Annotated in this window: 12 protein-coding genes; 8 read left to right on the top strand and 4 right to left on the bottom strand. The window is 63.8% G+C overall.

Translation table 11 applies throughout. The features are described from left to right. The 4 genes from ACVI1L_RS02740 to ACVI1L_RS02725 are packed head-to-tail and all read right to left on the bottom strand — an operon-like array spanning position 1 to position 3,832. On the bottom strand, positions 1–1,791 hold the full coding sequence (locus tag ACVI1L_RS02740; RefSeq protein ID WP_456782226.1) for a chloride channel protein: 1,791 nt from the start codon (positions 1,789–1,791) through the stop codon (positions 1–3). After that, a complete protein-coding gene (locus tag ACVI1L_RS02735) occupies positions 1,788–2,051 on the bottom strand; it encodes an SUMF1/EgtB/PvdO family nonheme iron enzyme (protein WP_456782225.1) in 264 nt (87 codons plus the stop codon). The genes ACVI1L_RS02740 and ACVI1L_RS02735 overlap by 4 nt, the downstream gene beginning before the upstream one ends. Then, entirely contained in the window at positions 2,048–2,782 is a 735-nt protein-coding gene (locus tag ACVI1L_RS02730; RefSeq protein WP_456782224.1) for an SDR family NAD(P)-dependent oxidoreductase, read from the bottom strand. The genes ACVI1L_RS02735 and ACVI1L_RS02730 overlap by 4 nt, the downstream gene beginning before the upstream one ends. 15 nt (positions 2,783–2,797) lie before the next feature. After that, the gene (locus tag ACVI1L_RS02725; protein ID WP_057021071.1) at positions 2,798–3,832 is read right to left on the bottom strand and encodes a LacI family DNA-binding transcriptional regulator; all 1,035 of its coding nucleotides are present in this window, start codon (positions 3,830–3,832) and stop codon (positions 2,798–2,800) included. Between the two features lie 182 nt (positions 3,833–4,014). On the opposite strand from ACVI1L_RS02725, the gene ACVI1L_RS02720 reads away from it, so the two are divergent. From ACVI1L_RS02720 to ACVI1L_RS02685, 8 genes are all read left to right on the top strand, one after another. Then, the gene (locus ACVI1L_RS02720) at positions 4,015–5,316 is read left to right on the top strand and encodes an ABC transporter substrate-binding protein (protein ID WP_253625747.1); all 1,302 of its coding nucleotides are present in this window, start codon (positions 4,015–4,017) and stop codon (positions 5,314–5,316) included. Positions 5,317–5,374: 58 nt separating this feature from the next. Beyond that, entirely contained in the window at positions 5,375–6,262 is an 888-nt protein-coding gene (locus ACVI1L_RS02715; protein ID WP_253625748.1) for a carbohydrate ABC transporter permease, read from the top strand. Positions 6,263–6,266: 4 nt separating this feature from the next. Next, positions 6,267–7,094, top strand: a complete 828-nt coding sequence (locus ACVI1L_RS02710; protein ID WP_028335651.1) for a carbohydrate ABC transporter permease — start codon at positions 6,267–6,269, stop codon at positions 7,092–7,094. 7 nt (positions 7,095–7,101) lie between these two features. Beyond that, a complete protein-coding gene (locus ACVI1L_RS02705; RefSeq protein ID WP_225159977.1) occupies positions 7,102–8,106 on the top strand; it encodes a zinc-dependent alcohol dehydrogenase family protein in 1,005 nt (334 codons plus the stop codon). 6 nt (positions 8,107–8,112) lie between these two features. Continuing rightward, a complete protein-coding gene (locus ACVI1L_RS02700; RefSeq protein ID WP_456782223.1) occupies positions 8,113–9,186 on the top strand; it encodes an ABC transporter ATP-binding protein in 1,074 nt (357 codons plus the stop codon). Continuing rightward, positions 9,183–10,142, top strand: coding sequence for a sugar kinase (locus ACVI1L_RS02695; protein ID WP_456782222.1), 960 nt, complete (start codon positions 9,183–9,185; stop codon positions 10,140–10,142). Before ACVI1L_RS02700 ends, ACVI1L_RS02695 begins: the two co-directional genes overlap by 4 nt. After that, the gene (locus ACVI1L_RS02690; RefSeq protein ID WP_456782221.1) at positions 10,139–11,176 is read left to right on the top strand and encodes a tagatose 1,6-diphosphate aldolase; all 1,038 of its coding nucleotides are present in this window, start codon (positions 10,139–10,141) and stop codon (positions 11,174–11,176) included. The genes ACVI1L_RS02695 and ACVI1L_RS02690 overlap by 4 nt, the downstream gene beginning before the upstream one ends. Before the next feature lie 675 nt (positions 11,177–11,851). Beyond that, positions 11,852–13,210 (top strand): ABC transporter substrate-binding protein, encoded by a 1,359-nt coding sequence (locus tag ACVI1L_RS02685; RefSeq protein ID WP_028335636.1) that lies wholly within the window; start codon positions 11,852–11,854, stop codon positions 13,208–13,210. Positions 13,211–13,258: the final 48 nt, after the last annotated feature.

The following is a 13,258-nucleotide window of genomic DNA, read 5'->3' as shown; positions in this document are numbered from 1 at the left end:
TCACCGCGAAAACAGCTCCTGGTTCCGGCGTTCGAGCTCTTCCCCATAGGTGCGCAGCACATGGGATTCGCTTAAGGTGCCAATCGTGACGCGGTGGTCGGCACGGTCAACGACCGCGAGGACGTCGGCTTCGCTCCGTTCAAAGGCCTTCAGGATCTCGCGAACCGACGTGGTCGGAAGCAGGTACTCATCCTGCTGCTGGGCCAGCGACCCGAGCGGATCGTCGTCCCGATTGGTGACGGAATGCAGCGTCGCCGCCGCAACGATGCCGGCATAGCTGCCGTTCGGATCGCGCAGCACGACCTGTCGGACCTGGGCCGGCGAGAACAGCTTCTGCGCCTCGCCGATCGGCATTGTCGTCAGTGCATTCTCGAAGTCGGCGCGCATCAGGGAGGCCGCGCTCATCTGACGGACCCAGCCGATGTCCTGCGGACCGCGGATCACCTCGCCGCGCAGATGGAAGCGCCATGTCGCAAAACTGTAGCCGAACAACTCGCGGACGATGAGCGCGCAGACCGATGATGCGACCACCGCCCCGACGGTCACGGAGAAATCGCCGGTGATTTCGAGCGCGAGACAAACCATGCTGAACGGTGCGCCCAGTACGCCGGTTCCGAGTGCGGCGAGAGCCGCGATAGCAGCGGTGCCGGGCTGAAGCGCGAGCGTGGGGAAGGGGCCGGTCAGCACGACGCTGTAGAGCTGCCCGATCAGCGCGCCGAGCAGCAGCGAGGCGAAGAACAGTCCGCCGCGAAAGCCGGAGCCGAGCGAGACGGCCGATGCCAGGATCTTGAGCACGATTGTTGTCGTGAGCAGGAGCCAGCTCGGATTGCTGACCAGCAGGATTTGCATTGCGCCGTGGCCGGCGCCGAGCACGGTCGGCGTCAGCAGGGCGAGGCCGCCGAGCAGCAGACCGCCGAGGATCGGGCGCACGAAGCCGCTGAAAAGCGTGACCCGCTGAAAGCAACGTTCGGAAAATGCGACCGCGAGCATGACGAGGATGCTGACGAATGCGCAAATGATGCCGATCAGCACGGTCTGTCCGATCATCTCGACGGACACGGGCGATGGGAAGCCCGGCACCATCAGAAAGGACTGATGCGTCAACCCCCGCGCCACCAGCCAGGCCGTGACGGCGCTGGCGATGACGGGCACGAGGGCGGCCGACGTGTAGGCTCCCAGCACGACCTCGAAGGCATAGAAGGCGCCGGCCAGTGGAGCCGAAAAGGCTGCGCTGATCGCCCCCGCCGCGCCGCAGGCCACCAACAGCCGCATGTCGTTGCGGCGGGCGGCGAGGCGCTGGCCGACATGGGAGCCAAACATCGAGCAGATCTGCGTGTATCCCGCTTCCAGTCCGACCGATCCGCCGAACCCGTTGGACAGCAGAGTCTGGATCGAGATCAGCAGGCTGCCGCGGAACGACACCCGGCCGCCATAGAGCGCGTTGGCTTCGATGGCGTCAGCGAGCTGCTGTCCCTTGACGCGCCGCGCGAAGTACAGCCCGATCAGCGCCAGGACCAGGCCGCCAACTGCCGGGATCAGCAGCGTGCGCTGCCAGGAAATCACGCCGGTAGCGCTGAGATGTGCGTCGAGGGGAATGTCGAACAGCAGCGCGTGCGAAGCCTGGCTGAGGCCCGAGATCGTGGCAACGAGGACGCCGCTCAGCAACCCGACGACAATGCCGACCAGCACGAGGCCAGTCTCGCGATTGCGCACGAAATTACGCAAGAACTGCGGCAACAGACGGGTGCCGGGAGCAGGGGCCGGCTTCGCGGCATTTGTCGCCAGCGTCATCCTATGCCGGATCCCGCAGCTGCCCGGTGCGCACGACAGAAAAGCCGATCTTGCTCGACGAGCCGACCGACGCGTTCGGGTCTCGCTGCGAAGCGGTGGCGGCCGCCGTAGGGCTCGAGACAGGATTTACCGCGCGTCGAGCGGTTCGGTGCAGGCTCGCGATTCAAGGGGACTCCCGACGGTGCGAGGCGGTCCTCGTACCATTCCCAAACATTTCCGGCGACATTATGCAGGCCGTATCCGTTGGTTTCCTGGCTCATCCGGCAAGAAACCCGCCATCCACCGCGACGACGGTGCCGGTCGCATATTGTGATGCCGGCATGCAGAGGAATGCGACAGCTCCCGCAATGTCCTCCGGCTGACCCCAGCGCTTGAACGCGGTGCGGTCGGCGATGCGCTGATAGTGCGCGCGATCGGTGCGGCCGGCCGCATTGATCGCCGTTTCGATATAGCCGGGGGCAACCGCATTGACCCGGATGCCTTGCTCGGCCCATGCCAACGCGAGCGCTTTGGTCAGCATCACGACACCGCCCTTGCTGGCGCAATAAGCCGGGATTCGCGGCAGCGCCAAGGTCGCATTCATCGAGGCAAGATTGACGATCGCGCCCTTGCTCTCGGCGAGAAGCGGGCGGAACGCCATGCAGGTTCGAAATGTGCCCGTGAGATTGACGTCGAGCACCCTCATGAAGGTCTCGATCTCGTATTCCTTGTCGCGGGCGAGGATTCCCGCGCAGTTGACCAGCGCATCGACGCGCCTTTGCTGTTGGGCAAAAGAAGCGACAGCGTCGTCGTTCGTGACGTCGAGCGTCGCGAGTGTGAGGCCGGCGCGCGATTTCAGCAAAGTGCGCGCCAGATCGGTCTCGTTGGCCGCCGTTGCGGTCACTGTCGCGCCGAGGTCGCAAAACTGATTGCTGATTGCGGCGCCAATGTCGCCGGCGCCGCCGATCACCACGGCATGGAAGTCGGACGCAAGAGAGAAGTTTGAGCGCATTGGAGGGGTCTCGCTTCAGGATTTGAGAGGGGGAGCCGTCGATTCACGGACCACCAGGGAGAAGTCGATCTCGCGATGCATGATGGTCTGCTCGCCGGCGAGGCTGCGCACCAGATATTCCCCGGCGCGCTGCCAGGTTTCTCCGGTCGGTACGTGGATCGTGGTCAGGCTCGGCCGCAAGTGGCGGCTCCAGTCGAGATCGTCGAAGCCGACCACCGACAGGTCACGCGGCACCGAAAATCCATCGCGCTCCGCCTCGAGCAACACGCCGTAGGCGATCACATCGTTGCCGCAGACGACGGCGGTCGGACGATCCTTCAGGTTGAGGAGATAGCGGGCCGCTTCGCGCGCGTCATCCAGCGTGTAGGGCACCTCGACATGCCATTGCGGCGGAAGCTCCAGGCCGTTCTCGGTGAGCGCGCGGCGAAAGCCGGCGACGCGAGCGCTGGCGCGGTCGTTGTTGCGCTGGAGCGCCGAGACGATCCCGATGCGGCGGTGGCCAAGCTCGATGACATGCGCAGCGGCGCGATGGGCGGCCGCTTCGTTGTTGGTTCCGACGCACGGGTGGGGTCGATCAGGCTGGTAGATGCCGACATTGATGAAGGGAACCGCGTTGTCCGCAAGCAACTTGCGCAGTCCCTCGTGATGGCAATCACCGCGCAGCACAAGTCCATCGACGCCGCGGCTGATCAAATTGCGCGCTTGCTGCAATTCGACGTCGAGATCGTAGCCGCTCGTGGTGAGAAACAGCATGTATCCGACCGAGGAGAGATACTGCTGCAGCGAGGCGATGCCGCGCGCGAACATCGTATTGTCGATGGTCGGAACGATCGCGCCAAGCGTGCGCGAGCGCCGTGACGACAGGATGCGCGCCGGCGCATGCGGAATGTAGCCGAGCGCGTCGATGGCCTGTTCGATGCGCGCCCGCAGGGAAGGGCTCACCGCATCGGGATTGTTGAGCGCGCGCGACACCGAGGCCGTTGAGACGCCGGCACGGGCTGCGACGGCGCGGATGCCCTGTTTCACGGATTTGGCGTTGGTCAATCGTATCAATGTAACGTTACATTCGATGAGGCAAACCGCGTGGTAGCGGTAATCTCGTAAATTTGCCGCAGAATATCCGGTTTGTCCATTGCTTGACACAACCGATGTGAGGTCTAGATTGTAACCGTTTTCAAGCCGCGTTCAAAATGGCCCGCCAGCTTAAGGCGGCCAGCCGGGAGGAGAGTTCGATGAAGGTCAGGATGCTCGCGACGCACGTCGCGTTGCCCGTTCTCGCGCTTGTCGCCGTCAGCGCGCAGGCTCATGCGGCCGATTTCGACTGGATGAAGTTCAAGGGCAGGACCGTCACCTTTCTCGCCAATAACAATCCGGTCGCGCAGGCACTGCTGACCTACAAGGCCGATTTCGAGAAGCTGACCGGCATGACCCTGAAGGTCGACGGCTATCAGGAACAACAGATGCGCCAGCGTCTGGTCACCGTCATGAATGCGAACAGCGACGAGGTCGACGTGTTCATGACGCTGCCTTCGCGCGAGGGCGAGCAGTTCGCCGCGGCCGGCTGGTACGGCGATCTCACTGCGATGGCCAAGAACGAGGTGGCCAAGGAATACGACCCGGCCGGGTTGAGCCAGGCCCTGCTCAAGGCCGCGACCTTCGGCGGCAAGCTGACCAGCATGCCGATGAACATCGAAGGTCCGATCTTCTATTACCGCACCGACATCTTCAAGAAGTGCGGGATTGAGGCGCCGAAGACCATCAAGGATGTCGAGGCGGCGGCCGAGAAGATCAAGACCTGCGACAGCGCTGTCACGCCCTTTGTCTCGCGTGGCCTCAAGCCCGCGGTCGCCTACACCTTCAGCAACATGCTGCACAACATCGGAGGCAGCTACATCGCAGGCGGCAAGTCGAACCTCTGCTCGGCCGAGGGCAAGGAAGCACTCGACACCTATAGCCGGCTGCTGCGCGACTTCGGTCCGCCGGGTGTGGTCAACTACAGCTTCCAGCAGATTTCGGCGCTCTACCGCAGCGGCCGCGCCGCGATGGCATTCGAATCCTCGAATGAGTTGCGCACGGTGATGGAGGGCGGCGCGCGCCTGAAGGACACCGGCCTGTTGCCGTTCCCGGCAGGCGAGGCCGGCCAGGTGCCGACCACGATCGGCTGGGGCATGGCGGTGTCTTCGCACAGCAAGCAGCCGGACGCGGCCTGGTACTTCGTGCAGTGGGCAACCAGCCCCGAGGTGCAGAAGAAAATGGCGCTCCAGGGCATTGCCCCGCCGCGGCCGTCGGTTGCCAAGGATCCTGAGTACCGCAAATGGATCGACGAGGAGCCCGTCCGCAAGGAATGGCAGGCTGCGCTCGACGTGCTTGCGACCAAGGGCTCCTCCGAGGTCGGCTACCCCATCATCGCCAACCCGGAATCACGCGAATTCATCGGCCAGGCCGTGCAGGACCTGATCTTGAAGCAGAAGCCCATCGACCAGGCCTGTGCTGATGCCGACAAGGCGCTCGATGCGCTGATCGCACAGAAGTAACCGCCTGATACTGGCAGGCTTATGCCTGCCGGCTCCTCACTCTCAAGGAAACGGACGCATGTCGGACGCGGCTGCGACACTCACGCAGGACCGGCAGAAGCTGGAAATGGCGACGCTCTCGGCGCCGGCCGTGATCTTCACGGTCGCGATGATCGCGTTTCCGGTCGTCTATACGATCTGGCTCGGCTTCCAGACATTCTCCTCGACCGGCAAGCAGTCCTTTGCGGGCCTCGCCAATTATTCAAAGCTGATCTCCGACTACGAGTTTTGGCACGGACTCTGGATCACCATAGCGCTCTATGTGCTATCGTTGGTGCTCCAGCTCGTCTTTGGCGTGTGGCTGGCTCTGGTGTTGTTTCACGCCAGGCGCCTGCCGGGAATCGTGCGCTCGCTGTTCATCTCCCCATTCATGATGCCGCCGGTGGTGGCGGGCATGATGTGGCTGGTGATCCTCGATCCCTCGCTGGGCGCGGCCAACTACATCCTCCAGTCGCTCGGCCTGCCGCCGTCGGACTGGCTGGCGTCGCCGACGTGGGTTATCCCGACCGTCGCTCTGATCGACAGCTGGCAGTGGACGCCATATGTCGCCTTGATCGTGCTGGGCGGCCTGCAATCGCTGCCGCCGAGTGTCTACGAGGCCGCGCAGATCGACGGGGCATCGCCGTTCAAGACCTTCCAGCGCATCACGCTGCCGCTGCTGCTGCCGACCATCGTCACCGCGGCCATCCTGCGCAGCGTCGATCTCCTGCGCTTCTTCGACATCATCTACATCACCACCCAGGGCGGCCCCGGCAACGCTTCGAACACGCTCAACATCTACGGCTTCCGGGTGGGTTTCGAGTTCTTCAACATCGGTTACGCCAGCGCCCTGATGCTGACGCTGACGGCGATCGTGTTCGGCGCCGTGCTCGCCTTCAACCGCCTGCGCGGCGCCGTGGCGTGGTGATGTCATGACGGATGCCGCCAACACCGACCGCTGGATCCGCTGGCTCAACACCGTGCAGCTCGTGCTCGCCGGCGTGCTCATCATGGCGCCGACGGTCTGGATGGTGTTGTCCTCGTTCAAGCCGTCGTTCGAGGTCACGGCCTATCCGCCGACGCTGATCTTCACGCCGACGCTCGACAATTATGTCGAGCTGACCAAGACCACGCCGTTCCTCAGCTATGCGCTCAACAGCCTCATCGTCACCGTCGGCTCGACGGCGCTCGGCTTACTGTTCGGCATCCCCGCCGCTTTCGCCGTCTCCTGGACACGGATCTCGTGGCCGGCGATCCTGACGCTCGCGGCGCGCATGGCGCCGGGCACGCTGTTCCTGCTGCCGTGGTACGTCATGTTCCGGCAGGTCGGGATGATCGGCTCCTACACCGCGTTGATCCTGAGCCACGCGGTCATCACGCTGCCGATCGTGATCTGGGTGCTGCTGCCGTCCTTCGACGGCATCCCGCGCAGCGTCTTCGAGGCGGCGCAGGTCGACGGATGCAGCGTCACGCGCATCCTCTGGCGTATCGCGCTGCCGTTGGTGGCGTCCGGCGTCGCCGTCTCGGCGATCCTCGCCTTCGTCTTCTCATGGAACTACTTCCTGTTTGCGCTGGTGCTCTCCAACGGCGACACCAAGACGCTGATCGCGGCGGCCTTCAACTTCATCGGCGAAGGCTCGACGCAATGGGGCGCTCTCATGGCCGCGGCGACGCTGATCGCACTGCCGCCGCTGGTGCTGGCTGCCCTGGTTCAGCGCTGGCTGGTGTCCGGACTGACGCTCGGTGCGGTGAAAGGCTAGGTATCTGATGAACGTGTCACCCCGTCCGAATTCGATCATGCAGGCCGCGGTCTTCCACGGCGGCGACCGCATCACCATCGAGCGCGTGGCAATGCCTGACGTCGGCACAGGTGAAGTGCTCGTGCGCGTTTCGCGCACCGCGCTGTGCGGTTCGGACTTCAAGCTCTGGCACAAGGGCGCAGAGTTCACCGCCGGCCATGAGATTTTCGGCGTGGTCGAGCAGCCCGGTCACCGGCTGCATGGTCGCCGCTGTGCCGTCTATATTCCACTCCACTGCGACCATTGCGCGGCCTGCAAACGCGGCGATACCCAGATGTGCCTGGAGGTCTCTAGCCTGATCGGCTGGAACCGGCCGGGCGGCTACGCCGAATACGTGCCGGTGCCGGAAAACTGTTTGCTGCCGGTGCCTGACGATATCGAGGACAGCCTCGCGCCGCTGCTGCTCGACACCATCGGCACGTCGGGCCACGCCGTGCGCTTCGTCAGCCGCGTGGTGCCGCCGGGTGAGGCTGGACCTGTTCTCGTCATGGGCGCCGGGCCGGTCGGTCTCGGCGTCGTGTTGGCGCTCCGTGCGCTCGGCTACAACGACATCTACGTTGCCGACCCCAATGCGACGCGGTTGAAGATCGCGCAATCCTTCGGCGCGAAGGCGCATCCCGTGGGCGACACCTCGAAGCGCTTTGCTCTCATCATGGAATGCTCCGGCGCGCATGCGGCGCGCAACCTCGGCATCGAGCTTGTCCTGCCGCGCGGCGCGCTGGTGCTGGTCGGCGAGAACGCCGCGCCCTGGACCATCGAGGAGGGCAAGGTGTTCCGCCGCAAGGACTTCTACATGATCCGGACCTTCTACTTTCCGGTCTCGGATTTCGAGCCGAACATCGAGCTGCTGCGCAAGTTCAAGGACGAATACCGCGTCCTCGTCGACGGCGAGTTCGGCCTGTCGGCCCTGCCTGAGAATTTCGCCCGCTTTGCCAGGGGCGAGCTGATCAAGCCGGTGCTGGCGCTGGATTAAGCGATCATGGCCTCGATCTCGATCCGCAACCTCGTCAAGCGCTACGGCAGTTTCACTGTGATCCCCGATCTCAATCTGGAGATCGCGGACCATGAATTCGTCGTCTTCGTCGGGCCGTCCGGCTGTGGCAAGTCGACCCTGCTGCGAATCATTGCGGGTCTCGAGCCGATCACGTCGGGTGACCTCTACATCGGCGACAAGCGCGTCAACGGCGTGCAAGCTGCACACCGCGACATCGCGATGGTGTTCCAGGACTACGCGCTCTATCCGCACATGCGCGTCTACGACAATATGTCGTTCGCATTGGAGCTGCGGGGAACGCCGAGGGCGGAGATCGATGCGCGCGTGAAGCGTGCCGCCGCGCTCCTGCACATCGAGCCCTATCTCGACCGCAAGCCGAAGGAGCTCTCCGGCGGGCAGCGCCAGCGCGTCGCCATGGGCCGTGCGATTGTGCGCAATCCCAAGGCGTTCCTGTTCGACGAGCCGTTGTCCAACCTCGACGCAAAACTGCGCGGGCAGGTGCGGGCCGAGATCAAGGCGCTATCGCAGGAGCTCAAGACCACCATGGTCTTCGTGACCCATGACCAGATCGAGGCCATGACGATGGCCGACCGGATCGTGGTGCTCCAGAACGGGACGATCCAGCAATACGACACGCCGGAGACGGTCTACGAGCGGCCGGCCAACCAGTTCGTCGCCGGCTTCATCGGCTCGCCGGCCATGAACTTCTTCCCGGTCGAATGGCGTGAGGAGCGCGCGATCCTTTCGCAAGGCGCAACGGCGGTGCCGCTGGACGGTGAGGCCGCAAGCCGTCTGCAGCAGGCGGGAAATGCCGTGCTCGGCATCCGTCCTGAACATTTTGCCGTCACGACCGATGCGGCGGACGGCATCGCCATCAACGTCAAGCTGGTCGAGCCGCTCGGCTCGGATACGCTGATCCATTTCGATCTCGCCGGCGTCTCCGCGATCGCAAGGGTCGATCCGTCGTTGCGACCAAAGCCCGGCGATCGCCTCAGCTTGCGGCCGCAGCCGGGCAAGACGCATTTGTTCGATGCAGCGAACGGGCAGGTCTTGCGGTGAGCGCATCGGCGAACATAGCAGCTCTTTCGGCGCTCGCGGATGTGGCGTCGGGAGCCAGGGGCGTCCAGGTGATCTGCCTTGGGCTGTCCGCGCTCGATCAGGTCTGGCGTGTCGATCAGCTCTTTGCGGGCAACAGCGAGAAGATAAAGGCCATCGACTACGGTACCCTTGGCGGCGGAATGGCCGCCAATGCCGCGGTCGCGGTCGCGCGGCTCGGTGCCTCCGTCGCGTTCTGGGGGCGGGCAGGGGACGATGCCGCCGGGCACGAGATGCGTTCGGCTTTTGCCACCGAAGGTGTCGACGTCGAGAATTTCCGGCTGTTTCCCGATGGCCGCTCATCGGTCTCGGGGATCATTGTCGACAGTTCGGGCGAGCGGCAGATCGTGAACTTCCGCGGTCTGTTTCCGGAAGCGGCCGATTGGCTTCCGCTTGAAGCCGTCGCTCGCGCATCCTCGGTGCTGGCCGATCCGCGCTGGGTGGAGGGCGCCGCGACGCTGTTTCGCGAGGCGCGTGCGCGCGGCATTCCGACGGTGCTCGACGGCGACATGGCTGATGCCGAGGTATTCGAGCGACTGCTGCCCCTGACCGACCACGCGATCTTCTCCGAGCCTGCGCTCGCTTCTTTCGCCGGATCTGCCAAAGACGAATCTCTCGCAGCACTGGCGCGCTTCGGCTGCAGTGTCATCGCGGTCACGCGCGGCGAGGGCGGCGTCAGTTGGTACGAGAATGGCCAGCTGCACCGGCACGCCGCCTATGCCGTCGATGTCGTCGATACCACCGGCGCCGGCGACGTCTTCCATGGCGCCTATGCCATTGCGATCGGCGTCGGCCTCGATGTGCGCAACGCCATGGCGTTTTCTGCAGCCACGGCCGCGATGAAATGTCGCCACGCCGGTGGCCGCAACGGAATCCCCACCATCAACGACTGTCTTGCATTCATGAGGACGAAGCCATGAGAACGATTGGAAAGAACCGCGGGCTGGGCCGCCTTGCTGACGCGGAAGGCCACTTTCGCATGGTCGCGCTGGATCAGCGGCCGCCGCTGTTCGATGCCATTGCGAAGGCGAAGGGAATCACGCGGGATCAGGTCGAATATTCCGACGTCACGGCGGCCAAGCGGCTCCTCGTGGAGAACCTCGCACCGCATTGCAGCTCGATGTTGTTCGACCCGAATTTTGCCGTGCCCGCAGCGATCGATCTGTTGCCGCCGCGCTGCGGCCTGATCATGACGCTGGAGGAGCATCGCGTCGAGGAGACCGCGGGCGGTCGCAAGTCGCGCGCGATCGCCAACTGGAGTGTGGAGAAAATTCGCGCCATGGGCGGCGACGCCGTCAAGGTGCTGGCCTGGTATCGGCCGGATGCGGACGCCGCGGTCAACGAGCATCAGAAGCGCTTCGTGCGCGAGATTGGCGAGGAGTGCGCCCGCCACGACGTTCCCTATGTTCTTGAACTGCTGGTCTATCCGTTCCTTGGCAGCGCCAATCACACCGCCGATTATGTGGAATCGCCCGGCAAGCTGCCGAGCCTCGTCATCGATAGCGTGCGCGAGTTTGCCAAGCCCGAATACGGCGTCGATCTCCTGAAGCTTGAGAGTCCCCTCGCGGCCAACAGCCTGCCGGCCCGTGACGGCAGCGCCGAAGCCAAGGCCGCGCAGAAGGAATTCGATGCAATCGGCGATATCTGCCGCGAGCGGAGCATTCCCTGGGTCCTGCTGTCGGGCGGCGCCGCGCCGGAAAAATTCGAACGCGTCCTCGACTTCGCCTATGCCGCGGGCGCGGGCGGTTTCCTGGCCGGTCGCACCATCTGGCTCGATGCCGTCCTGAAGAATTTCCCGGACCTTGGGGCGGTTTCGGCGAGCCTGCGCAAGGACGGCCTCGGCGTGCTTGAGCGGCTCAACAAGCTGACGACGGCCAAGAGCACGCCGTGGAAGGCGCGCTTTCCGGTATTCACTGACATCAAGCGGGAGGGTGACTTCGCGCGCGCCTATTGAAACGGTGACGGCTCCACGTGTCTTGGTGGGCCCGGCAGGACTCGAACCTGCAACCAGACCGTTGTGAGCGGCGGAGCAAGATCAGCTTCGTTGATCTAGCTGCACCATGCTTGAGTTCGATGGCGTTCGTCGCGCTTTGGTGAGGTCGTTTTCTGGCGCGAAACCGGTGCGGTTCGCGGCAATGGCGGATTTCGGCCGAAGCTGAGGCTGCTCGCGCGCCCAATCGCTTTGTTGAACGTTCAGTAAAGTCGCATACTAAACATGCTGGCTGCGGCTGACCTTCCGGCTTCCCTGTTATCGGGACGGACCGAATTGCGTCCTCCGGACCAGGTCGGCAATCGTTGTTCGCCGCATTCGCTGCAATTATGGGGAAATTTGCTGCATTGCAAACGTCGACGCTTGCGCGTGCGAGCGTCGGGAATATTTTCGCCAAGGTCGCGAGAACCGGCTTGACGGGCCAAAAAATTTAGTACTACGTTTAGTAATACAAAAAACTAAACATCGCGCATCGAGCGCCGATGTGCAGGAGGAGCCCAAGCCATGCCGGAGCCGTCTCCGGCAGCGGTCCGTCTCGTCCTTCACTCATCGCTCCTCAAACTCGGTTTCAGGGTCTTGGCGTCGCTCCGGCAGGGCGCGCTGAGCGGGTTGGACGCTTCAACGAGAGAGGAAACGGATATGCGGACATTCAATTGGCTGAGAAGCTCAGCGGCCACCACGGTTCTCGGGGCGGCGCTGCTGGGGATATTTGGCGGAGGCGAAGCCGCGGCCCAGGGTAAGCAGCTCACGCTGTGCTGGGCGGCATGGGATCCGGCCAACGCGCTGGTCGAACTCGGCAAGGATTTCACCAAGCAATCCGGCATCGAGATGAAGTACGAGTTTGTCCCCTGGACGAGCTACGCGGATCGCTTCCTCAACGAGCTCAACTCCCACGGCAAGCTCTGCGACCTGATCATCGGCGACAGCCAGTGGATCGGCGGCGCCGCCGAGAACAAGTGGTACGTCAAGCTCAACGATTTCTTCGACAAAGAGCACATCTCGATGGACGACTTCGTCCCGGCGACCGTTGTCGGTTATTCGCAGTGGCCGAAGAATTCGGCGAACTACTGGGCGCTGCCGGCGATGGCCGACGCCGTGGGCTGGACCTATCGCAAGGACTGGTTCTCGCGGCCCGACATTCAGTCGGCTTTCAAGGCCAAGTACGGTCGTGATCTGGCGCCGCCGAAAACCTATGACGAGTTGAAGCAGATCGCGGAGTTCTTCCAGGGCCGCGAGATCGACGGCAAGAAGGTCTACGGCGCCTACATCTTCACCGAGCGCGGCTCCGAAGGCATCACGATGGGCGTGACCAACGTCCTCTACAATTACGGCTTCAGCTACGACAATCCGAAGAAGCCGTACCAGATGCAGGGCATCGTCAATTCCGCCGAGGCGGCCAAGGGGCTCGAATTCTACAAGGAGCTCTACAAGTGCTGCACCGCGCCGGGCATGACCAACGCCTACATGCAGGAAGGGCTCGATGCCTTCAAGTCGGGCCAGGTGGCGATGCAGATGAACTGGTTCGCCTTCTTCCCCGGCCTCTACAAGGATCCGAATGTGGGCGGCGACAAGATCGGCTTCTTCGTCAATCCGGCTGGCCCGAACGGGCACTTCACCCAGCTCGGCGGACAAGGCATCTCGGTGGTTGCGACCTCCGACCGCAAGGACGACGCGCTCGCCTATATCAAGTGGTTCGCGCAGCCCGCCGTGCAGCAGAAATGGTGGCAGATCGGCGGCTACTCGGCGCTCAAGGCGGTGGTCGACGCGCCGGACTTCCCGAAGAGCGCGGCGTTCGCGCCGCAATTCCTGGAGTCGATGGGTATCGTCAAGGACTTCTGGGCCGAGCCGTCCTACGCCCAGCTGCTGCTTGATATGCAGAAGCGGGTGCACGACTACGTCGTCGCCGACAAGGGCACGGCGCAGCAGGCGCTCGATCTCCTGGTCAAGGACTGGACCAAGGTGTTCAAGGAACAGGGCAAGCAAGTCGCCTCGCAATAGCCCGAACGCCGCGTCCCAACTGAACTGGCTTCCCCGAGGTCAGCCTCG

The sequence above is a fragment of the Bradyrhizobium sp. USDA 4516 genome, assembly GCF_054055915.1.
This window is presented reverse-complemented; position numbering and strand designations above follow the sequence as displayed.

Excerpts from the sequence above, each read along its gene's own strand:
- ACVI1L_RS02740 (WP_456782226.1), bottom strand. The coding sequence starts at position 1,791 with ATGACGCTGGCGACAAATGCCGCGAAGCCGGCCCCTGCTCCCGGCACC.
- ACVI1L_RS02735 (WP_456782225.1), bottom strand. The coding sequence starts at position 2,051 with ATGAGCCAGGAAACCAACGGATACGGCCTGCATAATGTCGCCGGAAAT.
- ACVI1L_RS02730 (WP_456782224.1), bottom strand. The coding sequence starts at position 2,782 with ATGCGCTCAAACTTCTCTCTTGCGTCCGACTTCCATGCCGTGGTGATC.
- ACVI1L_RS02720 (WP_253625747.1), top strand. The coding sequence starts at position 4,015 with ATGAAGGTCAGGATGCTCGCGACGCACGTCGCGTTGCCCGTTCTCGCG.
- ACVI1L_RS02715 (WP_253625748.1), top strand. The coding sequence starts at position 5,375 with ATGTCGGACGCGGCTGCGACACTCACGCAGGACCGGCAGAAGCTGGAA.
- ACVI1L_RS02710 (WP_028335651.1), top strand. The coding sequence starts at position 6,267 with ATGACGGATGCCGCCAACACCGACCGCTGGATCCGCTGGCTCAACACC.
- ACVI1L_RS02705 (WP_225159977.1), top strand. The coding sequence starts at position 7,102 with ATGAACGTGTCACCCCGTCCGAATTCGATCATGCAGGCCGCGGTCTTC.
- ACVI1L_RS02700 (WP_456782223.1), top strand. The coding sequence starts at position 8,113 with ATGGCCTCGATCTCGATCCGCAACCTCGTCAAGCGCTACGGCAGTTTC.
- ACVI1L_RS02690 (WP_456782221.1), top strand. The coding sequence starts at position 10,139 with ATGAGAACGATTGGAAAGAACCGCGGGCTGGGCCGCCTTGCTGACGCG.
- ACVI1L_RS02685 (WP_028335636.1), top strand. The coding sequence starts at position 11,852 with ATGCGGACATTCAATTGGCTGAGAAGCTCAGCGGCCACCACGGTTCTC.